The 24256-nt window shown below is 71.5% G+C and carries 25 protein-coding genes and 1 pseudogene; 13 read left to right on the top strand and 13 right to left on the bottom strand.

Going from position 1 to position 24256, the window contains the following annotated elements; genetic code table 11:
• Window positions 1-71 precede the first annotated feature (71 nt).
• The gene (gene lysS / locus IF37_RS0123030; RefSeq protein WP_030745543.1) at window positions 72-1814 is read left to right on the top strand and encodes a lysine--tRNA ligase; all 1743 of its coding nucleotides are present in this window, start codon (window positions 72-74) and stop codon (window positions 1812-1814) included.
• Window positions 1815-1892: 78 nt separating this feature from the next.
• Here lysS and IF37_RS0123025 read toward each other — a convergent pair whose 3' ends face one another.
• The 3 genes from IF37_RS0123025 to IF37_RS0123015 all read right to left on the bottom strand — a co-directional run bounded on the left by IF37_RS0123025 (window position 1893) and on the right by IF37_RS0123015 (window position 5171).
• The gene (locus tag IF37_RS0123025) at window positions 1893-3134 is read right to left on the bottom strand and encodes a DUF2637 domain-containing protein (RefSeq protein ID WP_030745540.1); all 1242 of its coding nucleotides are present in this window, start codon (window positions 3132-3134) and stop codon (window positions 1893-1895) included.
• Between the two features lie 117 nt (window positions 3135-3251).
• Window positions 3252-4127, bottom strand: a complete 876-nt coding sequence (locus IF37_RS0123020; RefSeq protein WP_253915821.1) for a DUF3558 family protein — start codon at window positions 4125-4127, stop codon at window positions 3252-3254.
• A 126-nt stretch (window positions 4128-4253) separates the two neighbouring features.
• Window positions 4254-5171 (bottom strand): hypothetical protein, encoded by a 918-nt coding sequence (locus tag IF37_RS0123015; protein WP_030745536.1) that lies wholly within the window; start codon window positions 5169-5171, stop codon window positions 4254-4256.
• 224 nt (window positions 5172-5395) lie between these two features.
• On the opposite strand from IF37_RS0123015, the gene IF37_RS0123010 reads away from it, so the two are divergent.
• Window positions 5396-6589, top strand: a complete 1194-nt coding sequence (locus IF37_RS0123010) for an RtcB family protein (RefSeq protein WP_030745534.1) — start codon at window positions 5396-5398, stop codon at window positions 6587-6589.
• A gap of 8 nt (window positions 6590-6597) precedes the next feature.
• Here the strand turns inward: IF37_RS0123010 and IF37_RS45005 are convergent, their stop codons facing one another.
• The 3 genes from IF37_RS45005 to IF37_RS0122995 all read right to left on the bottom strand — a co-directional run bounded on the left by IF37_RS45005 (window position 6598) and on the right by IF37_RS0122995 (window position 7942).
• Window positions 6598-6744: a hypothetical protein gene (locus IF37_RS45005; protein ID WP_173456963.1), complete on the bottom strand. Its 147-nt coding sequence runs from the start codon at window positions 6742-6744 to the stop codon at window positions 6598-6600.
• Window positions 6741-7520 carry an SDR family NAD(P)-dependent oxidoreductase gene (locus tag IF37_RS0123000; RefSeq protein WP_030745532.1) on the bottom strand — a complete coding sequence of 260 codons (780 nt, stop codon included), beginning with the start codon at window positions 7518-7520 and terminating at the stop codon, window positions 6741-6743. The genes IF37_RS45005 and IF37_RS0123000 overlap by 4 nt, the downstream gene beginning before the upstream one ends.
• A gap of 83 nt (window positions 7521-7603) precedes the next feature.
• Window positions 7604-7942 carry a YnfA family protein gene (locus IF37_RS0122995; protein ID WP_030745530.1) on the bottom strand — a complete coding sequence of 113 codons (339 nt, stop codon included), beginning with the start codon at window positions 7940-7942 and terminating at the stop codon, window positions 7604-7606.
• Between the two features lie 138 nt (window positions 7943-8080).
• Between IF37_RS0122995 and IF37_RS0122990 the strand changes: the two genes are divergently transcribed.
• The 4 genes from IF37_RS0122990 (at window position 8081) to IF37_RS0122975 (ending at window position 12042) form a co-directional block, all read left to right on the top strand.
• Window positions 8081-9166 (top strand): LLM class flavin-dependent oxidoreductase, encoded by a 1086-nt coding sequence (locus IF37_RS0122990; RefSeq protein WP_030745528.1) that lies wholly within the window; start codon window positions 8081-8083, stop codon window positions 9164-9166.
• Entirely contained in the window at window positions 9163-9747 is a 585-nt protein-coding gene (locus IF37_RS0122985; RefSeq protein WP_030745526.1) for an FMN reductase, read from the top strand. The genes IF37_RS0122990 and IF37_RS0122985 overlap by 4 nt, the downstream gene beginning before the upstream one ends.
• Before the next feature lie 144 nt (window positions 9748-9891).
• Window positions 9892-10602, top strand: a complete 711-nt coding sequence (locus IF37_RS0122980; RefSeq protein ID WP_030745523.1) for a response regulator transcription factor — start codon at window positions 9892-9894, stop codon at window positions 10600-10602.
• A complete protein-coding gene (locus tag IF37_RS0122975; protein ID WP_030745521.1) occupies window positions 10603-12042 on the top strand; it encodes an ATP-binding protein in 1440 nt (479 codons plus the stop codon).
• 110 nt (window positions 12043-12152) lie between these two features.
• Here IF37_RS0122975 and IF37_RS0122970 read toward each other — a convergent pair whose 3' ends face one another.
• Window positions 12153-12452 (bottom strand): hypothetical protein, encoded by a 300-nt coding sequence (locus IF37_RS0122970; RefSeq protein ID WP_030745519.1) that lies wholly within the window; start codon window positions 12450-12452, stop codon window positions 12153-12155.
• A gap of 89 nt (window positions 12453-12541) precedes the next feature.
• On the opposite strand from IF37_RS0122970, the gene IF37_RS0122965 reads away from it, so the two are divergent.
• Window positions 12542-13372: a M55 family metallopeptidase gene (locus IF37_RS0122965; protein WP_030745517.1), complete on the top strand. Its 831-nt coding sequence runs from the start codon at window positions 12542-12544 to the stop codon at window positions 13370-13372.
• A 152-nt stretch (window positions 13373-13524) separates the two neighbouring features.
• On the opposite strand, the gene IF37_RS0122960 is transcribed toward IF37_RS0122965, so the two are convergent.
• Entirely contained in the window at window positions 13525-14937 is a 1413-nt protein-coding gene (locus IF37_RS0122960; RefSeq protein WP_030745516.1) for an MFS transporter, read from the bottom strand.
• Between the two features lie 199 nt (window positions 14938-15136).
• On the opposite strand from IF37_RS0122960, the gene IF37_RS0122955 reads away from it, so the two are divergent.
• Complete coding sequence (locus tag IF37_RS0122955) at window positions 15137-16033, top strand: helix-turn-helix transcriptional regulator (protein ID WP_030745512.1); 897 nt, start codon at window positions 15137-15139, stop codon at window positions 16031-16033.
• A 121-nt stretch (window positions 16034-16154) separates the two neighbouring features.
• Here the strand turns inward: IF37_RS0122955 and IF37_RS0122950 are convergent, their stop codons facing one another.
• From IF37_RS0122950 to IF37_RS0122940, 3 genes are read right to left on the bottom strand one after another with little or no spacing between them, the layout of a single operon-like run.
• Entirely contained in the window at window positions 16155-17183 is a 1029-nt protein-coding gene (locus IF37_RS0122950; RefSeq protein WP_030745509.1) for an alpha/beta hydrolase, read from the bottom strand.
• A gap of 13 nt (window positions 17184-17196) precedes the next feature.
• On the bottom strand, window positions 17197-17547 hold the full coding sequence (locus IF37_RS0122945; RefSeq protein ID WP_030745507.1) for a hypothetical protein: 351 nt from the start codon (window positions 17545-17547) through the stop codon (window positions 17197-17199).
• A gap of 14 nt (window positions 17548-17561) precedes the next feature.
• Window positions 17562-18062: a TetR/AcrR family transcriptional regulator gene (locus tag IF37_RS0122940; RefSeq protein ID WP_030745504.1), complete on the bottom strand. Its 501-nt coding sequence runs from the start codon at window positions 18060-18062 to the stop codon at window positions 17562-17564.
• 61 nt (window positions 18063-18123) lie between these two features.
• Between IF37_RS0122940 and IF37_RS45910 the strand changes: the two are divergent.
• Window positions 18124-18273, top strand: a pseudogene (locus IF37_RS45910) (site-specific integrase); the annotation flags it as partial.
• Here IF37_RS45910 and IF37_RS0122935 read toward each other — a convergent pair.
• A complete protein-coding gene (locus IF37_RS0122935; protein WP_030745501.1) occupies window positions 18274-18951 on the bottom strand; it encodes a GAP family protein in 678 nt (225 codons plus the stop codon).
• A gap of 367 nt (window positions 18952-19318) precedes the next feature.
• Between IF37_RS0122935 and IF37_RS39610 the strand changes: the two genes are divergently transcribed.
• The 3 genes from IF37_RS39610 (at window position 19319) to IF37_RS0122920 (ending at window position 22880) form a co-directional block, all read left to right on the top strand.
• Window positions 19319-19981 (top strand): hypothetical protein, encoded by a 663-nt coding sequence (locus IF37_RS39610; RefSeq protein WP_030745498.1) that lies wholly within the window; start codon window positions 19319-19321, stop codon window positions 19979-19981.
• A 260-nt stretch (window positions 19982-20241) separates the two neighbouring features.
• Window positions 20242-21696: a Dyp-type peroxidase gene (locus tag IF37_RS0122925; protein ID WP_253915820.1), complete on the top strand. Its 1455-nt coding sequence runs from the start codon at window positions 20242-20244 to the stop codon at window positions 21694-21696.
• A gap of 53 nt (window positions 21697-21749) precedes the next feature.
• A complete protein-coding gene (locus tag IF37_RS0122920; protein WP_030745491.1) occupies window positions 21750-22880 on the top strand; it encodes a catalase family protein in 1131 nt (376 codons plus the stop codon).
• A gap of 126 nt (window positions 22881-23006) precedes the next feature.
• On the opposite strand, the gene IF37_RS0122915 is transcribed toward IF37_RS0122920, so the two are convergent.
• Window positions 23007-23444 carry a hypothetical protein gene (locus IF37_RS0122915; protein WP_030745488.1) on the bottom strand — a complete coding sequence of 146 codons (438 nt, stop codon included), beginning with the start codon at window positions 23442-23444 and terminating at the stop codon, window positions 23007-23009.
• A 42-nt stretch (window positions 23445-23486) separates the two neighbouring features.
• Here IF37_RS0122915 and IF37_RS45000 point away from each other — a divergent pair, with 42 nt between their 5' ends.
• Window positions 23487-23645 (top strand): hypothetical protein, encoded by a 159-nt coding sequence (locus IF37_RS45000; protein ID WP_173456959.1) that lies wholly within the window; start codon window positions 23487-23489, stop codon window positions 23643-23645.
• Window positions 23646-24256 lie beyond the last annotated feature (611 nt).

Below are 24256 nucleotides of genomic sequence, written 5' to 3'. Positions count from 1 at the left end.
GGGCAAAGCCGTTTTTCCGGGCGAGGGGCGGTCTGTGAGAATGGAGCGTCACCCCGTTCAGAAAGAAGGACGTGCCGATCGTGGCTCAGAGCACCGAGACAACCGACTGGGTCTCCCGTTTCGCGGATGAGGTCATCGAGGAGTCGGAGCGTCGGGCTCCGGGCAAACCGGTCGTCGTCGCGTCCGGACTCTCCCCCTCCGGCCCGATCCACCTGGGCAACCTCCGCGAGGTGATGACCCCGCACCTGGTCGCCGACGAGATCCGCCGCCGCGGCCACCGGGTCCGGCACCTGATCTCCTGGGACGACTACGACCGGTACCGCAAGGTCCCGGCGGGTATCGCCGGCGTGGACGAGTCGTGGGCCGAGCACATCGGCAAGCCGCTGACCTCGGTCCCGGCGCCGCAGGGTTCGGCGTACCCGAACTGGGCCGAGCACTTCAAGGCCGCGATGACCGAGGCGCTGGCCCAGCTGGGTGTCGAGTTCGACGGGATCAGCCAGACGGCCCAGTACACCTCCGGTGTCTACCGCGAGCAGATCCTGCACGCGATGAGGCACCGCGGCGACATCGACGCGATCCTCGCCCAGTACCGGACCAAGGCGAAGCCGGCGAAGAAGCAGCAGCAGAAGCAGGTGGACGAGGCCGAGCTGGAGGCCGAGGAGGGCTCCGGCGCCGCCTCCGAGGACGACGGCAGCTCCGGCTCCGCCGGGTACTTCCCGTACAAGCCGTACTGCGGCAACTGCGGGAAGGACCTGACGACGGTCACCTCCTACGACGACGACACCACCGAGCTGTCGTACACCTGCGGCGCGTGCGGCTTCTCCGAGACCGTCCGGCTCGACGAGTTCGACCGCGGCAAGCTGGTCTGGAAGGTCGACTGGCCGATGCGCTGGGCGTTCGAGGGCGTCGTCTTCGAGCCCAGCGGTGTCGACCACTCCTCGCCGGGGTCGTCGTTCCAGGTCGGCGGGCAGATCGTGCCGATCTTCGGCGGCGAGCGGCCGATCGGCCCGATGTACGCCTTCGTGGGCATCAGCGGCATGGCGAAGATGTCGTCCTCGCGCGGCGGGGTCCCCACCCCGGCCGACGCGCTGAAGATCATGGAGCCGCAGCTGCTGCGCTGGCTGTACGCCCGCCGCCGGCCCAACCAGTCCTTCAAGATCGCCTTCGACCAGGAGATCCAGCGGCTCTACGACGAGTGGGACAAGCTGGCGGCCAAGGTCGCCGACGGCTCCGCCCTGCCGGCCGACGTCGCCGCGTACACGCGCGCCGTCGGCACCGCCGCCGGTGAGCTGCCGGGAACGGCCCGCCCGCTGCCGTACCGCACGCTGGCCTCCGTCGCCGACATCACCGCCGGGCACGAGGACCAGGCGCTGCGCATCCTCTCCGAGCTGGACCCGGAGCAGCCGCTGACCTCGCTGGACGAGGTGCGGCCGCGGTACGACCGGGCCGAGGAGTGGATCAACACGCAGGTCCCGGCCGACCAGCGCACCATCGTGCGGGACGAGCCGGACGCCGAGCTGCTGAAGTCGCTCGACGAGGCGTCCCGGCAGTCGCTGCGGCTGCTGCTCGACGGGCTGGCCGAGCACTGGTCGCTCGACGGGCTGACGCACCTGGTGTACGGCGTGCCGAAGGTGCAGGCCGGGTTCTCCGCCGACGCCACGCCGAAGGAGCTGCCGGCCGAGATCAAGACGGCCCAGCGGGCGTTCTTCGCGCTGCTGTACCACCTGCTCGTCGGGCGGGACACCGGCCCCCGGCTGCCGACGCTGCTGCTGGCCGTCGGCCAGGACCGGGTGCGGACGCTGCTCGGGGACTGAGCGAGCGGGACGCGAAAGGGGGCCCTCCGACCGGGAGGGCCCCCTTTCGCATGCCGTCGGGCGCGGTGTCCGGCGCCGTCAGGCGATGTGGTCCTCCTCCAGCTCCGCGTTGAAGCGGTTGGTGAAGCGGTTGACCATGCGGTCGGCCTCGCGTGGCGGGAGGGCGCTGCCGTACGTCGCCTCGACCGCCTCGCTGAACTGGTGCGGGGTGGGGAAGCTGCCGTCGATGGACTTCCGGAAGACCTGGTAGTAGTCCTCCTCCGACGGGTTGGGCCGCGGCGGGCCGCCACCCTCGCCCAGCTCACGGGTGCGGGTCGGGCTCACCGGGATGGGGAAGCTGCCGGTCTCCTCCGCGGACGGCTGCTGGAAGTCCTCCGGCGCCTGGTCCTCGTACCACTCCTCGTACTGCTCCTCGGGGGCGTACTGGGGTTCCTGGAGCATCGGGTCGTACGTCGGGTCGTAGCCGCCCTGGTACTCGACCTCGCGGGGCGCCTGGAACCAGGGGCTCTGCTCGTCCTCGTCCGCCGGGGGCCTGCCGGGGCGCCGCTCGTCCCGGGGGGCCGCCTGCTGCGGGACGGACACCGCCGGGGCCGTCCGGGCGTCCGTGACCGCCGCCGTGAGCTGCGGCTGCTGCGGCGCCGGGGGCAGCAGCGCCGGCTCGATGCCCGCCGCCGCCAGCCCCGCCGGGGCCGTCTCCGCCAGCGGGACGCCGTACCGGGCCAGCCGCAGCGGCATCAGCGACTCCACCGGGGCCTTCCTGCGCCAGGTCCGGCCGAACCGGGAGCGCAGGCGGGCCTGGTAGACGAGGCGTTCCTGCTCCAGCTTGATGACCTGGTCGTAGGAGCGCAGCTCCCACAGCTTCATACGGCGCCACAGCAGGAACGTCGGCACCGGCGAGAGCAGCCAGCGGGTGAGGCGGACCCCCTCCATGTGCTTGTCCGCGGTGATGTCGGCGATCCGGCCGATCGCGTGCCGCGCGGCCTCCACCGCCACGACGAACAGCACCGGGATCACCGCGTGCATGCCGACGCCCAGCGGGTCCGGCCAGGCGGCGGCGCCGTTGAACGCGATCGTCGCCGCCGTCAGCAGCCACGCCGTCTGGCGCAGCAGCGGGAAGGGGATGCGGATCCAGGTCAGCAGCAGGTCCAGGGCGAGGAGGACACAGATGCCCGCGTCGATGCCCACCGGGAACACATAGGCGAAGTTCCCGAAGCCCTTCTGGAGGGCCAGCTCCCGGACGGCCGCGTACGAACCGGCGAATCCGATGCCGGCGATGATCAGGGCGCCGGACACGACTACGCCTATGAGCACGCGGTGCATCCGGGTCAACTGCGGCACGGCCACTCGTACTCCCCTCCCCTTGCGTGTTGTTGCGCGCAACAGAGTGGCACACGTGTACGGCGGACGTGGTGCCGGTAGGCTGCTACGGCTTTCCGGTCAGCTCTTCGCGGCGGTCTTCCCGGACGGGGAGGCGCTGGAAGAGGCCGATGCGGACGCGGAGGACGACGAGGGCCCGGACGTCGGCGAACTCGACGCGCCGTCACCGCCGTTGGCGGAGGAGACCGACGACACGGCCTCCTTGACGGCCTTCTCGGCCGCCTTCGTCAGGTCGTCGGCGTCCGGGGTCTTCTCGCCCGCCAGGCCGGCACCGTTGTAGTCCAGGGTGACGACGACGTTCTCGGTCCGGACGACGAACGTCTGCTGCCTGAAGAGCCCTTCCTTCTTCTTCAGGTCGTAGCGGATCGCGGTGGCCTCCGAGCCGGTCCCGGACAGCGGCACCACCTTGGTGCCCTTCGCGCCGTCCACCGCCTGGGCGTCCTTGACCTGCTGGGTGAAGTAGGTGTGCGCCTGCTCGTCGCCGGCGCCCCGCGTGGTGTCCGAGTCGAAGCGCAGCAGCGAGACGTTGAGCCAGCGGAACTGGGAGCCCTTCACGCCGTTGTTGTCCAGGCTGTTCCAGGAGCAGGACGCCCGCGACGACGGGTCGTCCGAGCTGCCCTTCTTGGCGGACTTCACACCCCCCGGGACCAGGTCGGTGAGGGTCTTCTTCGGCAGGACCGCGCACGCGTCGGGCAGCTTCCCGTAGACGGCGGCCCGCACGGTCGGTGACGCGCTCGCCGACGGCCGGGTGCTGCCGCCCGCCGACCGGGTGGACTTCGCGTCGCCGGACTTGGGCCCCGCGTCACCGGAGTCCGAGGAGCAGGCGGCGGTGATCAGGACCGCGGGAACGGCCGCCGCGCAGACCAGGACGCGGCGAAGGCGCTGGGCTCGCTGGCGGGGCTGGGCACGGTCGTCTCGCTGGGCTGCTCGCTGCATGGTTCCTTCACTCATGACGCTCGGTGTTCGTGCGGGTTCCTGCGGGGCCACGGTACGCGGTGAAGCAGCCGCGCGGTCCCGGTTCGGGCGCTCGCCGGGCGGGGCCGGGCGGGGGCGGCCGGGCCGTCAGCCGCCCAGCGCGTCGTCCAGCCGCGCGGCCAGGTCACGGGCCCTGTCCTGCATTTCCTTGCTGTCGGGGACCGCTCCGGTGGCCGTCGGCTGCTCCTCGTACTGGATGGTGACGACGACGTTGGACGTGCGGAACACCACAGTCACCGTCCGCTGTTCGGCCGTCGAACCGGAGGTGCCGAGCTGGTCGTCGAGGTACGCCTCGTCGCCGAGGTCGGAGAGCGTGCGCGGCTGGAGCTCGGCGGACGCGGTCCCGGAGTCGGGGTCCGTCGACCCGGACGCCCCCGCCGCCCCCGACGCCCCGGAGGGGTCCGTGGAGTCCGCGGGCTTCGAGGCGCCCGAAGACCCGGCGGACACCGGGGACTTGGACGGGGAGTCCGTCGCGGACGAGGACGCGGCGCCGCTCGGCGAGCCCTTCCCCGACGCCGTGGGCGTGGGGGACGCGGGCGGCACCGAGCTGCTCGGCGGGGGCAGGTCGGCCGCCGCCTGCTTCTCCTGGAACAGCCGCTGCGCCTGGTCGTCGTCGCTGACGGTGTTGTCGTACGACACCACGCGCTCGAAGTCGACGGAGAGCCGGTCGGTGACGTCGGCCGACTCGACCTTCCAGTGGCAGCCGACCTTGCGATCGGTGTCGTAGGTGAGCGCGGCCTCGCCCTGGTACGCCTGGTCCCGCTGGACCGGGTCGGTGATCCGCTGGATGCCCGGCAGCAGCGCGTCCAGGGTGTCGTGGCCGATCGCGCCACAGGGTTCGGGAAGCGTGCGGTACTTGCCGGGCTGCGCGGCGACCGCGGTCGTGCCGGCGTCGCCCGGGTTGGCGTTGTCCGTGGCGCCGTCGTCCCCGGAGCCGCTGGTGCAGCCGGCCAGCAGCGCCGCGAGGAGGGCGGCGGTGCCGGTTACATACGCCTTCCGCTGCACGGTCGGGCTCCTCTCGACGGTCTCTCGACGCTGGGCGCTCGCTGGATGCTCCAGTGTCCCCGCTGGTTATTCGCTTGCCGCGGCGGGGCGCCCCCTGGAGACAATGTGTATCGCACGCACTGCCGTGGACGCCGGTCCCTTGTCCCTTTCATCGACCTTGGCGCCGCTTTTGCGTTTTGTTGCCACTGAGCCTTTTGTTGCCGTTGCGGGGGAATGAGGAAGTCATGTCGTACGTGGAGATGCCGGGTGCCAAGGTCCCGATCCGGATGTGGACGGACCCGGCGACGGTGGAGGACGTGGCCCTGCGCCAGCTTCAGAACGTGGCCACCCTGCCGTGGATCAAGGGCCTGGCCGTGATGCCGGACGTGCACTACGGCAAGGGCGCGACGGTCGGTTCGGTGATCGCGATGCGGGACGCGGTGTGCCCGGCGGCGGTCGGGGTGGACATCGGCTGCGGGATGTCGGCGGTGCGGACCTCGCTGACCGCGAACGATCTCCCCGGTGACCTGTCCCGGCTGCGTTCGAAGATCGAGCAGGCCATCCCGGTGGGCCGGGGGATGCACGAGGAGCCCGTCGGGCCGGGGGACTTCCACGGGCTGGCCACGGCCGGGTGGGGGGAGTTCTGGGGGCGGTTCGACGGGGTCGCGGAAGCGGTCAGGTTCCGTCAGGAACGCGCCGGGAAGCAGATGGGGACGCTCGGGGGCGGCAACCACTTCGTCGAGGTGTGCCTCGACACGGACGGTGCCGTGTGGCTGATGCTCCACTCCGGCTCGCGGAACATCGGCAAGGAGCTCGCCGAGCACCACATCGGCGTGGCCCAGAGGCTTCCGCACAACCAGGGCCTGGTCGACCGCGACCTCGCGGTCTTCATCGCGGACACCCCGCAGATGGCGGCCTACCGCAACGACCTGTTCTGGGCGCAGGAGTACGCCAGGCACAACCGCACGCTGATGATGGCGCTGCTGAAGGACGTGGTCCGCAAGGAGTTCAAGAAGGCCAGGCCGGCCTTCGAGGCGGAGATCTCCTGCCACCACAACTACGTGGCGGAGGAGCGGTACGACGGCGTGGACCTGCTCGTCACCCGCAAGGGCGCGATCCGGGCCGGCTCCGGCGAGTACGGGATCATCCCCGGCTCGATGGGCACGGGCTCGTACATCGTCAAGGGCCTCGGCAACGAGCTGGCCTTCAACTCGGCCTCGCACGGCGCGGGCCGCCGCATGAGCCGGAACGCGGCCAAGCGGCGGTACTCGACCAGGGACCTGGAGGAGCAGACCCGGGGCGTGGAGTGCCGCAAGGACTCCGGCGTCGTGGACGAGATACCGGGTGCGTACAAGTCGATCGACCAGGTCATCGACCAGCAGCGGGACCTGGTCCGGGTGGTGGCCAAGCTGAAGCAGGTCGTCTGCGTGAAGGGCTGACCGGCCCGCTACTTCGCGTGCCGTACCGCGTAGATCATGACGAACGCCACGAAGTGGATGCCGAAGAGGAAGTAGGCCAGGAAGTACCAGACCTGGCGCTGGTCCTTCGTCTCCTGGGCCAGGCGGCGCTTCTCCGGGGAGTCGGCGTCGCTCATCGGGATTCCCGGTGCACCTTGGTGTTGGACGCCTGGGCGCGCGGGCGCAGCACCAGGAGGTCGACGTTGACGTGGCTGGGACGGGTCACCGCCCAGGTGATCGTCTCGGCCACGTCGTCCGCGGTGAGGGGCTCGGCGACGCCCTGGTAGACCTTCGCGGCCTTCTCCGCGTCCCCGCCGAAGCGGGTCAGCGCGAACTCCTCCGTCCTGACCATGCCGGGCGCGATCTCGATGACGCGGACCGGCTGGCCGACGATCTCCAGGCGCAGGGTCTCGGCGAGGACGTGCGCGCCGTGCTTGGCGGCGACGTAGCCCGCGCCGCCCTCGTAGGTGCCGTGGCCGGCGGTGGAGGAGACGACCACCACGACGCCGTCGCCGCTCGCCACCAGCTTGGGCAGCAGGGCCTGGGTCAGGTTGAGGGTGCCGATGACGTTGGTCTCGTACATCGTGCGCCAGTGGGCCGGGTCGCCGGTGGCGACCGGGTCCGCGCCGAGGGCGCCGCCCGCGTTGTTGACCAGGACGCCGACCGTCCGGAAGGCGGAGGCGAACTCGTCCACGGCCGCCCGGTCGGTGACGTCGAGCTGGTAGGCCACCGCCGAGTGTCCGGCGTCCGTCAGCTCCTCGGCGAGGGCTTCGACGCGGTCCTTGCGGCGGGCGGTGAGCACGACGCGGTAGCCGGCCGCGGCGAGCTGCCGGGCCGTGGCGGCGCCGATGCCGCTGCTCGCGCCGGTGACGACGGCGATGCGGGAGGCGGCGGACGGGGCGGCGGTGGCCATGGCTGCTCCTGTGGCTGCTTCGGTGTCGGTTCCGTCCAGCGTATGTGAGCCCCGGCCGCCGGCACGCGCCGCCCGTGCGGTCGTCAGCCGCCGCCCCGGGGGGCCCACATGATGACGGCCATCCCGGCGAGGCAGACCAGCGCCCCGGTGATGTCCCAGCGGTCGGGACGGTAGCCGTCCGCGACCACGCCCCACAGGATCGAGCCGGCCACGAAGATCCCGCCGTAGGCGGCGAGGATGCGGCCGAAGTGCGCGTCGGGCTGGAAGGTGGCGACGAAGCCGTACACGCCGAGGGAGAGCACCCCGCCGGTGACCCACAGCCAGCCCCGGTGTTCGCGTACGCCCTGCCAGACCAGCCAGGCGCCGCCGATCTCGAACAGCGCGGCGACGGCGAAGAGGGCGGCGGAGCGGAGGATCGGCATGGGGGCAGCTTCGCACGCGCCGGCCGCGCCCCCGGGCGCCGGGTTTCGCGGGGCACGGCCGGGGGGCGGAATACGTGGAGAGGGGTGGCCGTTGGAGGGGTATAGTTGAACCGTCAACAACTTGGAGGGTGAGCGGCCATGCAGTTCGGGATCTTCACGGTCGGTGACGTCACGCCGGACCCGACCACGGGACGTACGCCGACCGAGGGCGAGCGGATCAAGGCGATGGTCGCCATCGCGCAGAAGGCCGAAGAGGTCGGTCTGGACGTCTTCGCGATGGGCGAGCACCACAACCCGCCGTTCGTGCCGTCGTCGCCGACGACCATGCTCGGCTACATAGCGGCCCGCACGGAGCGGCTGATCCTCTCCACGTCCACCACGCTGATCACCACCAACGACCCGGTGAAGATCGCGGAGGACTACGCGATGCTCCAGCACCTGGCCGACGGGCGCGTGGACCTGATGATGGGCCGCGGCAACACCGGCCCGGTCTACCCCTGGTTCGGCAAGGACATCCGGGAGGGCATCAACCTCGCCGTCGAGAACTACGCCCTGCTGCGCCGCCTGTGGACCGAGGAGGTCGTCGACTGGGAGGGCAAGTTCCGCACGCCGCTCCAGGGCTTCACCTCCACCCCGCGCCCGCTGGACGACGTACCGCCGTTCGTCTGGCACGGCTCCATCCGCTCCCCGGAGATCGCCGAGCAGGCCGCGTACTACGGTGACGGCTTCTTCCACAACAACATCTTCTGGCCCGCCGAGCACACCAAGCGGATGGTCGAGTTCTACCGGAAGCGCTACGCCCACTACGGGCACGGCACGCCCGAGCAGGCCATCGTCGGCCTGGGCGGCCAGGCGTTCATGCGGAAGAACTCCCAGGACGCGGTGCGCGAGTTCCGGCCGTACTTCGACAACGCGCCGGTCTACGGCCACGGACCCTCCCTGGAGGACTTCACCGAGCAGACCCCGCTGACCGTCGGCTCGCCGCAGCAGGTGATCGAGCGGACCCTGTCCTTCCGCGAGTACGCCGGCGACTACCAGCGCCAGCTGTTCCTGATGGACCACGCGGGACTGCCGCTGAAGACCGTGCTGGAGCAGCTCGACCTGCTCGGCGAGGAGGTCGTGCCGGTGCTGCGCGAGGAGTTCGCCAAGGGCCGCCCGGCGGACGTGCCGGAGGCCCCGACCCACCAGTCCCTGCTCACCGCGAAGGAGGCGGCAACCGTATGACCGACCGCAGGAAGCTCGTCGTCGTCTCGGCGGGACTGAGCGTCCCGTCCTCCACCCGGCTGCTGGCCGACCGGCTGGCCGCCGCGGTCGGCCGGACCGAGCCGGTCGACATCCAGGTGGTGGAGCTGCGCGACCTCGCCGTCGAGATCGCGCACAACTTCACCAACGGGTTCGCCGGGAAGGCCCTGACCGCCGCGCAGGACGCGGTGGCGGGGGCCGACGGACTGATCGTCGTCACCCCGGTGTTCAGCGCGTCGTACAGCGGGCTGTTCAAGTCGTTCTTCGACGTGCTCGACAAGGACGCGCTGGCGGGCAAGCCGGTGCTGATCGCCGCGACCGGCGGTTCGGGACGGCACTCGCTGGTGCTGGAGCACGCCCTGCGTCCGCTCTTCGCCTACCTGCGGGCCGTGATCGTGCCGACGGCCGTGTACGCCGCCTCCGAGGACTGGGGCGCGGAAGGTCTCGCCGAGCGGATCGACCGGGCGGCGGGGGAGCTGGCCGCGCTGCTGCCGCTGGCCGCCCGGCGGACCGAGGACACGGTGGTGCCCTTCGCCGAGCAGCTCGCCGCGCTGCGGAGCTGACCCTCCCCCCGGCCCACCCGGCCCGCCCACGCGGGCCGGCCGGGGCCGGTCCCGGTGAGAGGCCGGTAAAAAGGGTGATCGTCGGTCCGGCGAGCCCGGCCGGACCGCCGGGAGCCTTGGCAGACTGGTGACGTGCCCCAGACTGTGCTGCTCGCCGAAGACGACCGCGCCATCCGTCATGCCCTGGAGCGTGCCCTGACGCTGGAGGGGTACGACGTGACGGCGGTCGCCGACGGCGTGGAAGCGCTGGCGCAGACCCACAGGAACCCGCCGGACGTCCTCGTCCTGGACGTGATGATGCCGGGCATCGACGGCCTCCAGGTCTGCCGCGTCCTGCGCGCCGAGGGCGACCGCACCCCCATCCTGATGCTCACCGCCCTGGTGGAGACCGCCGACCGCATCGCGGGCCTGGACGCGGGCGCCGACGACTACGTGGTCAAGCCGTTCGACGTCGAGGAGGTCTTCGCCCGGCTGCGCGCCCTGCTGCGCCGGACCAGCCCCGCGCCCGCCGGCGGGAGCCCGGAGAGCCCGGTGCGGGAGGCGCAGGTCTCCGACCGGCTGCTGGAGGCGGCCGGTCTGCGCATGGACCTCCAGGCCCGGCGCGCCTGGCGCGGCCGGCGCGAGCTGGAGCTGACCCGCACCGAGTTCGAGCTGCTGGAACTGCTGGTGCGCAACGCGGGCATCGTGCTCGACCACTCCACGATCTACGACCGGATCTGGGGCTACGACTTCGGCCCCGGCTCCAAGAACCTCGCCGTCTACGTCGGCTACCTGCGCCGCAAGCTGGACGAGCCCGGCGCCCCGCAGCTGATCCACACCGTGCGCGGCGTGGGTTACGTGCTCCGGGAGGACTAGATGGGCCGCCGCTGGCGGCTGCCGGCCGGCCCCCGGCCGAAGCTGGTCTCCCTGCGCACCACCTTCGCGGTCTCCTTCGCGGCCGTCACCGCCGTCGTCACGATCCTCGTCGGCATCCTGTCGTACAACTCCGCCGCGCGGCTCGTCCGCGTCGACCAGCAGTCGGTGTTCACCCAGGTCGTGCGGGACGTACGGGACGAGGTGCGGCAGCAGACGATGGGCCCCGAGGACTTCTCCTCCTCCCGCCCCGGACACGACCTGGTCCGCCCCGCCCGCACCGACGTCCAGGTGCTCGGCGCGCGGGGGCAGATCGTCGACCACGGCAGCCCGGTGCTGCCCGTCACCTCCCGGGACCGGGCGATGGCCGTGGCGCGCCCGGCCGGGGACGTCGTCCAGCACAAGGACGTACGGGTGGACCAGGACCTGTTCCGCATCGCCACCGTCTCGCTCGGCGACGGGCGGGGCGCGGTCCAGGTCGCGCAGGAGTTCAGCGACACCGAGGACCTGCTGCGGGCGCTCCAGCGGCGGACGCTGATCCTGATGGTCGCGGTCGTGGTGGCGGCCGGGCTGTTCGGCTGGTGGCTGGCCCGGCGGATCACCCGCCGCCTGGTGGTCCTCACCTCCGCCGCCGAGAACGTCGCCCGCACCCGGCAGCTCGGCATCCAGGTGCCGGTGGCCGGGCTGGACGAGGTGGGACGGCTGGGCCGCGCCTTCGACCGGATGCTGGGACGGCTCGCGCAGTCGGAGGAGGACCAGCGCAGGCTGGTGCAGGACGCGGGCCACGAGCTGCGCACCCCGCTCACCTCCCTGCGCACCAACATCTCGCTGCTGCGCCGGATCGACGAACTCCCGCCCGCCACCCGGGAGGACCTGGTCGCCGACCTCTCCCAGGAGGCGAGGGAGCTGACCGACCTGGTCAACGAGCTGGTCGACCTCGCCGCCGGGCAGTCCGACGCCGAGCCGCCCCAGCGGGTGGACCTCGCCGACCTCGCCGAGGACGTCGTCGGGCTGGCCCGGCGCCGCACCGGCCGGGACGTCGTGCTGCGCGCCAGCGGCGACACCACGACCCACGGACGGCCCGGGATGCTCCAGCGGGCCATCTCCAACCTGGTCGAGAACGCGGCCAAGTTCGACCCGGACGGCAAGGGGCCGATCCAGGTCGGCGTCACCGGTCCGGCCCGGCCGGGCACGGTGCGGGTGGAGGTGCTGGACCGGGGGCCCGGGATCGCCGACGGCGACCTCGTCCGCATCTTCGACCGCTTCTACCGCGCCGCCGACGCCCGCTCGCTGCCCGGCTCCGGCCTCGGCCTGTCCATCGTGCGGGAGGTGGCCCTGGCCCACGGCGGAGCGCCGTTCGCCTGCCGGCGCGAGGGCGGCGGATCGGTCATCGGGTTCACGGTGGGCGGCGGGCTCGCGGGCGACGCGGGTACCGACGGCTGACGGGGGCCGGCCGCGGGACGGTGCCGTACCGGCGGCCGACGGGCGGGCCGGGCGTTCTCGGTGGGGCTGCCGTATCTTCCGGCCCCGTCGTCAGCTCCCGTCAGCGGTCGTCAGCCGTCGACGGTCGGCCTCGCGCCGTCGCCGTCGCCGTCGCGCCGGGCCGCCGTCAGCATCCAGGCCAGGTTCCCCACCGCCGCCCCCACCGCCACCGTGGCGACGATCACCCCGCCGGTCGCGAGGCCGTCGCTGAACAGGTGCGGGCGCCGGTCCAGGCTGTGCAGTCCGAAGCCGCACAGCTCGTACACGCCGACGGCGGCGACGACCAGGCTGACGACCAACAGGGCCAGCGTCGGCGCGAGGCTGCGGGCACAGACCTCGGCGCCGGACTCCGTCTCCGTCATGTCCTGCATGGGTCCCCCGTCGAACAGGCGTGAGCACAGCCCGGTGGCTGATGGCGGTCGGGAACCTACGATACGTAGGGTCGGCTAGGGTCGGCGCCGTGCGGATCTACATCAGCGTGGACATGGAGGGCGTCACCGGGCTCGTCGACGCCGAGGACGTCCAGCCGGGCGGCCGGGACTACGAGCGTGGCCGGGCCCTGATGGCCGAGGACGTGAACGCCGCCGTACGGGGCGCGCTGACCGCCGGCGCGGCCGACATCCTGGTCAACGACGCCCACGGGCGGATGCGCAACCTCCTCCCCGAGGCCCTGCACCCGGCGGCCCGCCTGGTGCGCGGCAAGCCCAAGCCGCTGGGCATGCTGGAGGGCCTGACCGGGGAGTACGACGCCGCGCTGTGCGTCGGCTACCACTCCCGGGCCGACGCTCTGGGCGTGCTCAGCCACAGCTTCATGGGGCACGAGATCGAGGACATGTGGCTGGACGGCCGCCCGGTCGGCGAGATCGGACTCGCCCATGCCACGGCGGCGGCCCTGGGGGTGCCGGTCGTGGCCCTCACGGGTGACGACGCGGCGTGCGCGGAGATGACGGAGTGGGACGCGTCGGTCGTCACCGTCCCGGTGAAGTACGCCCACGACCGGTTCGCGGCCGAGCTGCGGCCGGTGGCGGAGGCGCGCGCGGCGATCGAGGAGGCGGTGGCCGGGGCACTCGCCACCGCCCCGGTCCGGCCCGCGCCGCTCGCGGCCGAGGCCACCCTCGCCGTCCGCTGGCAGTCCGCCTCGGTCGCGGCCACCCTGCTCGGCATCCCCGGTGTGACGGCCGACGACAGCAGGACGGTCCGGGCCACCGGGCCGCTGCCCGCGCTGTACCGGCAGTTCGGGGTGTGGATGCGGGTGGCGGCCTCGCTCACCGGTCAGCCGCCGTACTGCTGACGCCGAGGACCGGATCACCGGCGCGGGACCAGCGGGGCCGTCCGCGCGGGACCAGCGGGGCCGTATGCGCCGGGACGGTGCGCGTTAGGACGGTCCGCGCCGGGACGGTCCGCGCCGGAATGGTCGGGCCGGTCACCGCGCTCGTGGGCCGGTCACCGCGCCCGGTTCCGGAGGAACACCGCCCCGGACAGGGTGCCGAGGAGCACGAGCGCCGCGTTCAGCGCGATCGCCGTCTTCAGCCCGCCGAGGACGGCCGCGGCGCCCGTACCGGTCATGGCGGCGGTGGCGACGGCGCTCATCACCGGCGTGCCCATGGTGATCCCGATCTGCTGGGTCATCGTCGCCAGCCCGGTGGCCAGACCCTGCTCCCGGTCGGCGAGACCGGACGTGGCGGTCACCATGAAGCCGACGATGACCAGCATGTTGCCCACACCGCCCGCGAAGGTGGCGGTCAGCAGCAGCCACAGCGAGGAACGGCCGGTGCCGAGCCCGAGCAGGGCCGCGGTGAACAGGGCCTGGACCAGGCCGCCGGCCAGCAGCACCCGGGTCGCGCCGAGCCGGCCGATCAGCCGTGGGGCGACGGTGCCGCCGACGACGGTCCCGGCGCCCAGCACGCCGAACGACAGCCCGGCGGCCAGCGGGGAGAACCCGAGCACCTCCTGGAGGTAGAGGGTCAGCAGGAACACCAGGGACGTCTCGGTGAGGAACGCGATCAGCCCGGCGGCGTTGCCCCACGCCACCGTCCGCCTGCCCAGGACGTGCGGCGGCACCAGCGGCGCGGACACCCGGCGCTCCACCGCCCCGAACACCGCCAGCAGCACCACCCCGGCCGCCAGCGGCAGCAGCGCGTCCGGCGCCCCCCAGCCGTGCTCGCCGGCCTGCGTCAGACCGAGGATCACCGCCAGCAGTCCGAGGGTCACCGTGACGGCGCCCGGCACGTCCAGGCCCGGCCGCCGCGCGGGCCGCGACTCGGCGATGACCGAGGGCGCGACGAGGAGCACGGCGAGGACCACGGGCACGTTGACGAAGAAGGCCCAGCGCCAGGAGAGCAGGTCGGTGAGCAGGCCGCCGAGGACCGCGCCGGTGGTGAACCCGGCCGACATCAGCGCCCCGTTCAGGCCGAGCGCCTTCTCCCGCAGCGGGCCCTCCGGGAAGGACGTCGTCAGCAGCGAGAGCCCGGCGGGGGTCACCGCCGCGGTGGCCAGTCCCTGGAACACCCGGGCCGCGATCAGCACCTCCGGGCTCCGCGCCAGCCCGCCCGCCAGCGAGGCCGCGCCGAGGACGACGAGACCGCCGAGGAAGAGCCGGCGGCGGCCGAAGAGGTCGGCGACCCGCCCGAACAGCAGGGTGAAGCCGGCCGCGCACAGCGCGAACGCCGTGCCGATCCACTGGAGACGGGCGAGCGGGAAGCCCAGGCCGGCCCCGATCACCGGCAGGGCGACGTTCAGGATGGAGAAGTCCACGGCCAGCATGAACTGGGCCGCGAGCAGCAGCACCAGCACCAGGCGGAGCCGGGGGGTCAGCACGGCGGTGGCACCGGCCGATCCGGTCGCTGTGACGGACATGGAAGGTGGTCCCCTCTGTACGGCGGAGTTGCCGGGAGCCACGCTCGTCCGGGCCGGCCGTCCCAGCCAGCACCCCCGTACGACCGGCCGGCCGGAGGGTGGTCACGCCATGACCACCCTCGGGCGTCCCGTACGCGCGTCCGGGACGGCAGGATGGACCCCGACCGCCCACCCCGACCGCCCCACCCCGGAGGCACCCATGGACGCGTGGTCCGAGCTGGGAGACTTCCTCAAGTCCCGCCGTGCCGCGGTACGGCCGGAGGACGTCGGCATCGCGACCGCGCCCGCCCGGCGCCGCGTCGCCGGACTCCGCCGCGAGGAGCTGGCCCTGCTCGCGGGCGTCAGCATCACCCACTACACCCGCCTGGAACAGGGCCGCGCGGCCGGTGTCTCGGACTCCGTGCTGGACGCGATCGCCCGCACCCTGCGGCTCACCGAGGACGAGAGCGCCCACCTCAGGGACCTGGCCCGGCCCGCCGCCCGGCGCCGTCCCGCCGCGCCGCGCGCCGAGCACGCCACCGCGTCGGCCCGCCGGCTGCTCGCGGCCATGACGGACGTGCCCGCCCTCATCCTGGACCGGCGGGGCGACGTCCTGGCCTGGAACCGGCCCGGTCACGCCCTGCTCGCCGCGCACCTGCCGTGGGACGGCCCGGACACGCCCGCGGACCGGCCCAACCTGATCCGGATGCTGTTCCTGGACGAGCGGTACCGGGAGCGGTACACCGACTGGACGGAGGAAGCCCACCTCGCGGTCGCCTCCCTGCGACTGGCCGCCGGCCGGCACCCCGACGACCGGGCGCTGGCCGAGCTGATCGGCCGGTTGTCCATCCAGAGCGAGGAGTTCACCGCCCTGTGGGCCCGGCATCCGGTGCGTACCTGCGCCTCGGGGAGCAAGTCGCTGCGCCATCCGGAGGTCGGCACACTGGAGTTGGGCTTCGAGAACCTGTGCCTGCCGGGCTCCGCGGGCCAGCGGATGATCGCCTACACGGCCGAGCCCGGCACCCCGTCGGACGCGGCCCTGCGCCTGCTGACCACCACGGCTCCCCTCCCCGGAGTTCCGCTGATCCCCTGGGCAGGTGACCGGTCGGCCTCCTAGGCGGAACGGTCAACCGGACGCGGCGGGACGGGGCTCGCCTTGGAAGACCTCACGGACGTGCCGGTCCCGATGGGCCGCCAGCGGCCAGAGCACGGAAGTCGGGGGACGTGCTCGGTCGGCGTCAGTGCCGAGCGAACCGGCGCAGGGCGTCGAGTACGGGCGGCGCGAGCGTGTTCGGATGGTCGAAGTCGTGCATCAGATGGTCCACTCCCGGCAACGCCACTCGGCCCGGTCCACCCGCATGCGCGTGGCGCAGGGCGGTCGTCAGGGCGTTCGTCGTGACACAGGGGATCTGGACGTCATTGGTGCCGCACGTCAGCAGCACCTTCGTCCCGGGCCGGAGTGCGGTGGTGGTGTCCGGTGGGTAGACGGCGTCGTCGCTTTTCACGAACCGGGCGTCGGGGCCTTGGAACGCCTCGAACAGCCGGGCGACCGGCGGGGGCAGGTCGGTGGTGTCGACCGGTCGGTTCCCGCGCAGGGAGGAGACGGCTGCGTCGACGGCCGCGTTGACCGCCCGTTGCTGCTCCGGCGTGAACTGGCCCTGCCGGGTCGCTTCGGCGACCTGGTCCTTGAGCTGGAGCGCGACCAGGTCCAGCAGGCGGATCGCCTGCGGTTGCAGAAGCGCCAGACCGGTCGGGCGCGGGCGGACGGTACCGCCCAGCAGCATTGCCGTCATCGCGCCCTCGCTGTGCCCGACGACCAGCAGCCCGTGTGGGTTGGTCTCCGGCTGATCGCGCAATGACTCGTACGCGGCCCGTGCCTGCCGGACGAATGCGGGGTAGTCGAGTTCTTCCGGGTGGTCCCGATAGGCGCCGAGTCCGGTGCGGCCGGTGCCGTACTTGTCGAATCGCAGCGTGGCGATCGCGTCCCCGCCGAGCGTGTCGGCCAACTGTGCCAGTGTGTCCGGTGCCGCCCCGGGCGGTTGGTCGCCGTCGCGGTCGGTGGGGCCGCTGCCCGGCAGCAGCAGAGCCGCCCGCAGCCGTTGCCCTGCACGATGCTCGGGAACGTGCAGGGTGCCGTACGCGGTCGTTCCGTCGGCCGTGAAGACGACCTCGCGGTCGGCGGCGGGCACGAGACCGGGTGTCGCCTCGGCCGGAGTGGCGGTGCCGACGGCCAGGGCCACCAATGCCGCCGCCAAGTGACGAATCACTGGCCTTCCCCCGTCAGACAAGGGCATTCTCGATCAGGGCGACAGTCGCGCGGGGGTCGTCGACCTGGAGAACCAGACGTGCGTACTTCTCGTCGGCGAGTTCGACCACGACAGCCTTCGACGGATCCCTGACGTCCCAGAAGATCTTGTCACCGTCCTGATGGAATGTGCCCGCGGTGATCACACCGGGTACGTGGGAGCCCGGCGCGCGGATTCCTTTGGGGGCGGTGGCGATACCGGGGTCGGCGGTCGCGCCACGGACGTTGGCCAGCGGGATGGTCAGGCGGCCCTTGAAGGCCCAGAGCTTGTCGAGACCCTCCATCACGACGACGAGGTCGTCGCCGACGATACGTATCAGTGCCATGTCAGGTTCCCTTTTCAGGTAAGAGGGCCGAGGTGGCGGGTCAGCGCGGCGGCGACTTCGTCGGGGTTGCCGCGCAGAAGGATGCCCAGCGCGGCGGCCGTGAGAGCGGCTGCCAGGTCGGGGGGAATACCGAGCGCGTCGGCGATCGCCCGGTCGACGGCAGCCAACGCGGCCGTCACCTCAAGGGCGACCTCCTCGTCGACCGGTGCGCGTTCGATCGCCGCGAGGAGAAGCAGATCGAGGTCGGCCGACGTGACGAGCCGCAGTACGGCCGCGGCATCCGTTGCGCCGGCGAGGGCGTCGAGCAAAGAGCGGACGTCGTCGGCGAGGTGGCGGCGCAGAGCCATCAGGTAGAGGCCGCGCTTGCTGCCGAACGTCTTGTACAGGCTGTTGCGGTGCACGCCCAGGTGAGTGACGAGGTCATCGACGGACACACCGTCATACGCGCGCCCGCCGAACAGGCGCACGGCCGCACGCACCGCTTCGTCCTCGTCAAATGCTCTCGGCCTGCCCATGACCACTACGGTAGACAGTTAAGGAACGATCAGTCAAGAACGATCGTTCCTTAATCGCTCGGACGGGATGCTCGCCCACCGGCAGGCATGCGCTTCTGTGTTCCGGGACGCGGGGGAGGGCATGGCGCTCTCCGGGCACCTCGGCCACTCGGACTCGGGCTCCACGCTCCGGACGTACACGCATCCGCTGCCGTCCGGCGAGACGCGGACATCAGGAGACGAGGATGGAGATGCCGTCTCCGAGCAGTTTCAGCCCGAGGACGAAGAACAGGACGGCCATCACGGCGACGTTGTGCTGAGCTGCCCACTCTTTCCAGTTGCCGAGTGTGGTCCTGGCTCGCTCTCCACCGAGGAGGAAGACTGCCAACGGGGCCAGCAGGCCGAGGGTGGCGATCACGACGAAGATCGCCAGCGACGCGATCTCCTGTCCGACCGGCAGTCCTGCCGAGCCGATCGTGGCCCCCGCGGCGATGGTGAGCGGGGCGTTCTTCGCGTTGAGCGCGGCCAGGGCCACTCCCAGCGCGAAGATCTTGACCGGGGTGAGGCGGTCGATCGCGCTCATCCACTTCGGCAGCTTGGCCTGTGAGGGATCCCTCGGGCGCCGGTGCCACTGCCGGGCGCCGAAGACGACGAGGAACAGGCCCAGGACGAGCTTGAGGGCCCCCACCCAGGTGGCGGGGTGACCGTGGGAGGAGGCACCCGTGGGAGAGGCGATCGCCAACATCACCGCGCCCAGAGCCGAGAGTCCCAGGATCCAGCCGACGGTGAAGAGCACGCCGTTCAGCCGCCCCCGGGGCGTGGCGAGTATGAGGATGACGGCGATGATCGGGAGAGGGCTGACGGCGACTGCGGCCGCGAAACCCAGCACGTCACCGAGGACGTGACCCATGGTTGCCTCCGGGTGGCGATCCGGTGGAGCGAGGGGCGGCGGAAGCGGGTGACCCGGCCGCCTGGGCGGCGCAACGGGCTGGAGCCCGATGGACTGTGACGCTGTCTTCGCGGCCACGCGGGAACCGGCTGCCCGGCAACGGTGAAGACGACGTACTCGGCACGTCTCACCGAATTCCATCTTCCTGCGCCTGGCCGGATCTGTCCTCGGGAGCTTCTCGGGACGCGAGGACCCGCCGGCGCCGGCGGGTCCTGCTGCACCGGGCAGGCGACTCCGCAATCGCCGGGGCTCCGAGGTGCCGCCCCGGGTGACCACAGCGCCCCTGACCCGAGATGCGAGGCCGGTCAGCCGCAGGGAGGATCGAGACGTGAGGGCGATCGCGCTTCATGCCCAGGCGCTTGGGGACCCTCGCACCGATCCGCGGCAGGAGGACCTCGCGATGGCTGCGACGACAGGTGGAACCCCGTCGGCCCACCATGAGCACCCGGGCAGGATGGACGGGGTCTGCAACGAGTTCACCGTGTTCACCAAGATCAAGCCGGGCGAGGCGGATGCGTTGCGTGCGGATCTCGCCGCGATGGCCGACGCGGCGAATGACAAGGATGTCCATGCGGCGGTGCGCCAGATCGGCACGCTGCATGACGCACGGCACGTCATCTTCGACAACGACACCAGGTTCATGTTCGCCAGCGTCTTCGACGGCTCCTGGGACACCTACATCGACGACTTCGCCAAGACGGTGGTCGGAGAACGCTTCGACAAGGTCTTCTCACACAGCGAAGGATTCCCCGGCGTCAAAGATCCAGGGGCCAAGGACTGGTTCCTGGCCCACCAGGAACCCGCAGGCGTCTTCGTCAGCGCCTACCCCGATCTGACCGTCCAGCAGATCTACAAGGACCAGCGCGTGGACGAAGCGTTCCAGGAGGTGCTGGACACCCCGGAGTTCCGGACGGCGCTGGAGAATCCGGCCAACGCGGAATTGGTGGCCACACCCGCCTTCCAGAAGTTGCTGGAGGAAGCCTCGGCCTAGGCCCTGTCGTCAGACTCCCGCCTGCCTCGCGACGCCATGCACGCTCCCCCACTGCCTTAAGGGAGTGGGAGGTGCCCCCACTCGCCGCACCGGGCCCCGACCCAAGTACGTCCAGTACGAGGGACGGAGCCCGGCACTCCCCCAGCCTTCGGCCGGGGGGACCCCCAGAGCACGCACCTGACGCCGCAAGGCCCGCCCTCCGGGCGGACGGCGGGAGTTTGACGACAGGACCTAGGGCTCGGACGGCCTGAAACCCGGACATGACCGACCTGCGGACCCGACCCGACGCCGGACCGCGTCGGCGGACGCTGGTCGGCTGTCGCGGTGCTGCCCAAGCGAAGACTGATGTGGAGGCACAAGCGATCATGAACACCGCGGACAGCCGCAGCGAGGCCGGGCGCATCGAGATCGACGACGTCCAGAGCGGGGCCCTACGCCCGCGGCCCGTGCCCTATGAGGGAAAGTTCATCTTCCTGCGCGTCGATGACCGCCACGCCGGGCGCGCCCTGCTGCGGCGGCTGCTTCCGGTGACCTCGGGCGGTCTGCCCAGCACGGACCGGAGCCAGGATGCCTGGGTGGCTGTGGCGTTCACCTACCAAGGGCTGAAAGCCCTGGGGGTGCCCCAGGAGTCGCTGGACAGCTTTCCGCGGGCGTTTCGCGAGGGCATGGCCGCCCGGGCGGAGTTGATCGGCGACGTGGGCGAAAGTGCCCCGGAGCACTGGGAGGCGCCGTTCGGAACGGGCGATGTCCATATCGCGCTGAGTGCCCTCGCCTCCGACGCGGCGCAGCTGAGCGAGAAGTTGGAGCAGGCCCGTGTCGCCTTCGAGGACACGCCCGGTGTCCAGGTGATCTGGCAGCAGGAGGTCCGTCAGCTCCCCACCGGGCGCACCACCTTCGGCTTCCGGGACGGCATCAGCCATCCGAACATCGAGGGCGTCGGACTGCCCGGCTCCAACCCGCAGGAGGCCCCCATCAAGGCCGGCGAGTTCATCCTCGGCTACCCCGACGAAACGGGCAGCCTGCCGCCCATGCCCACCCCCGATGTGCTGGGCCGCAACGGGACGTACGCAGCCGTGCGCAAGGCCCACACCAACGTGGCGGCCTGGCGCCGTTTCCTGCGTGCGAACAGGTCCAGCGCCGAGGAGGAAGCACTCCTGGCGGCGAAGATGGTGGGGCGCTGGCCGAGCGGAGCACCGCTTGCACTGGCACCGGAACACGATGACCCGGAGCTGGCCGCCGACCCGCAGCGCGTCAACAACTTCCTGTACCGGGAGAACGACGACCGCGGCTACCGGTGCCCCGCCGGTGCACACATCCGGCGCACCAACCCCCGAGATTCCACCATCATCGGCGACGCACGGATGCATCGCCTCATCCGCCGCGGCACCACCTACGGCCCACCGCTGCCGGAGGGTGTGCTGGAGGACGACGGTGCCGAGCGTGGTCTGGTCGGAGTGTTCCTCGGAGCCCACCTGGAACGACAGTTTGAATTTATCAAGGCCCAGTGGATCAACGATGGCAACTTCATCGGCTACCCCGGTGAGAAGGACGCGGTGGCCGGCCATCACGGCGGAACCGGCACCCTCACCATCCCGGAGAAGCCGGTCCGGCGTCGTCTGCGGAACCTGCCCAGCTTCGTGGTCACCCGTGGCGGCGAGTACTGCTTCGTGCCGGGGTTGCGTGCCTTGCGCTGGCTCGCGGAGCTGGAGGACTGAGGGCGGTTTCCGGCCGCGGTCTTCCCCACGGTCTTCGAGGAGGGTTCGACACCATGGCAGCACAGTTCGTCCGCTATACGCCTGACGTTGAAGCCCACGATCCGAACTTCGACCGCGATGTGCAGACGGTGATCAGCAAGACCGAGAAATACATCGTCGACTCCGTCGAATCCGGTGGCACCGGGCAGGCCCTGCGCGACGCCCATGCCAAGGGCTACGGGCTGGTCCGAGGGGAAGTCGAGATCCTGGGCGGTCTACCCCCCGAGTACACCCAAGGCATCTACGCGACGCCGGGCACCCACGACGCACTCATCCGCTTCTCCAACGGCTCGCCGCACGCAGGAGCCGACGCACGACTGGGCGCCGCCACCGGACTGGCACTGAAGATGTTCGACATCCCCGGCCCGACCCTGCTGGACGACGAACCGGACACAGGCACCTTCGACTACGCCAACATCAACGGACCGATCTTCTTCTGCAACACGGTCGAGCACTACCTCTTCATCCAGGAACTATTCCTGAACGCGCCGGCCTACTTCTCCCAGGGCCGCCCCGGAGCACATCGCTTCTACACCGACTTCGTAACCGGAAAGGGAACTCTGGACCAGGACAACTGGGCATGGGACGAGTTCCTGGCCTTCCTCCGCCTGGCGAAGACCCCACCGGCGAATGTCCTGCTGTCGAGCTACTGGACGATGGGCGCCGTCCGGCACGGGGACTACATCGCCAAGGTCCGCATCACCCCCGACCCGGACTCCGCCGCCAAGGTGGTGCGCCGCGACATCGACCCGACCTCCGCGGCAGAGGTCTTCCGACCGGCCCTCCAGGCCGAACTCCAGGCACGGCCCTACGCCTTCGACATCCAGGTCCAGCTCTGTACCGACCTGGCGCGCATGCCGGTGGAGGACACGACCGTGGAGTGGCCCGAGCAGCTGTCGCCGTCCGTCACCGTGGCGAAGCTTCGGCTGCCGCAACAGGACATCTCCGGTCCGGAGAACCTGGAGCAGATGGACTCACTGTCCTTCACGCCCTGGCGGGTCACCGCCGAACACGCGCCCCTGGGCAACATCATGCGGGCCCGCAAGGAGGTCTACCGTCGGTCCTCCATCGCGCGTCACAAGCTCAACAAGCAGCCGCGCACAGAACCCCGCAGCGCCGACGAGGTACTCGGCCCGGCCCGGTGAAGGCGAACGCCTGAGCACATCAGCGCCCCTGGCGAAATCAATGTGCCCTGGCCGCCTGAAGGCCCCTCCTGGCACATGACGAGGGCGGTGTCCGAATACCCCGCCCGCCGCCCAAGAAGCCCCGGCTCAGGGCCAGACCAAGCAATACGCCTGATGCCCCGCCTCGTGCAGCCGATGGCTGAAGTCCTGCCACTCGTGCAGCAGTTGGTACACGTTGAACGCGTCCCGCGGGCCGCCCCGGTCCGGGACCGTCGACCAGATGAAGGCCGCCGCGCCGACCGCCTCCTCGCCGATGTCGCGGAGGGGGTCGACGACCGTCATGGGGAGCTTGACGACCGCGTAGTCGGGGTGCAGGACGACCAGTTCGAGGGGCGGCACCTTGTGCAGGGGGACGCCCTCGATGCCGGTCAGGACCATCGCGGCCATCGTCTCCGGCTTGATCTTGGTGAACATGCCGTTCATGCCCAGCTCGTCGCCGCCGAGTTCCTCGGGACGCATCGAGATGGGAACACGGGCCGCGGTCGCGCCGTCCGGTGCGCCGAAGTATTTGTACGTCACCCCCACCCGACCACCATTCCTGCTCCCCGCCCGCAGACGGTCGGCCCGGTGGTCGAACCGGCGGTCGGCCGGCCGGTCCAGCCTGCGCTCCCGCCGCTGGTCGGCCTCGCGGTCGGCCCCGCGCTCGGCCTCCCGGCCGGCCCCGCGGTCGAACTCCCGGTCGATCTGCCGGTCGTACCGCTCGGGCTCACTCGGAACACCCTGTAGACCCTGTGTCTGACGGGCGTCGGACTGACGTGCGTCCGTCTGCCGTGTCTCGGTCGTTTCCTCCGCGTCGCGCCGGTGCCTTCCCCGCCGGGCACGTCGAGGACCCAGGTCATCAGTCCCCTCGCCCAGTCCGCCACCGCGATGCATATCTCCACCCGACTGCTTTTCTAGGACGCGTGGCCCTGCCGCGCAACCCGATCATCGTGTCAGTGACCTCCCCCACGGCCGCCCGCCGAAACGTGCGGTGGAACAACAGTCCACGGGGGTCTTCCCGGCCACTGATCATCCGGCACTGATGAGTACGTGCGCATGGCCTCCATGTATCAGCTCTCAGTCTCGCAGATACCCGGCGGAAGGCGGGGCCTTGATCACCAGGTCGTCCTGATCCGGGCCGTTCCAGGCCGTTCCGGTCCGGATCGTTCCGGGGCGTTCCGCCTGAGGTCCGGCAGAGGTCCGTCTGGTGCCCGTTCGAGGTTTGTTCGGGGTTCGTTCAAGGTCCGGCCGAGGGACGTTCGGGGTCCGTTCCAGGACCGGTCCAGGCCCGACCGAGACCCGGTCCAGGCCCGGCCGAGGCCCCCGTCCAGACGACCCCGCCAGCCCCCGCCCCGACG

It is taken from the genome of Streptomyces sp. NRRL S-31 (assembly GCF_000718775.1).
Lineage (GTDB): Bacteria > Actinomycetota > Actinomycetes > Streptomycetales > Streptomycetaceae > Streptomyces.
The sequence above is the reverse complement of the archived record's forward strand: the minus strand, read 5'-3'. Positions and strand labels throughout refer to the sequence as shown.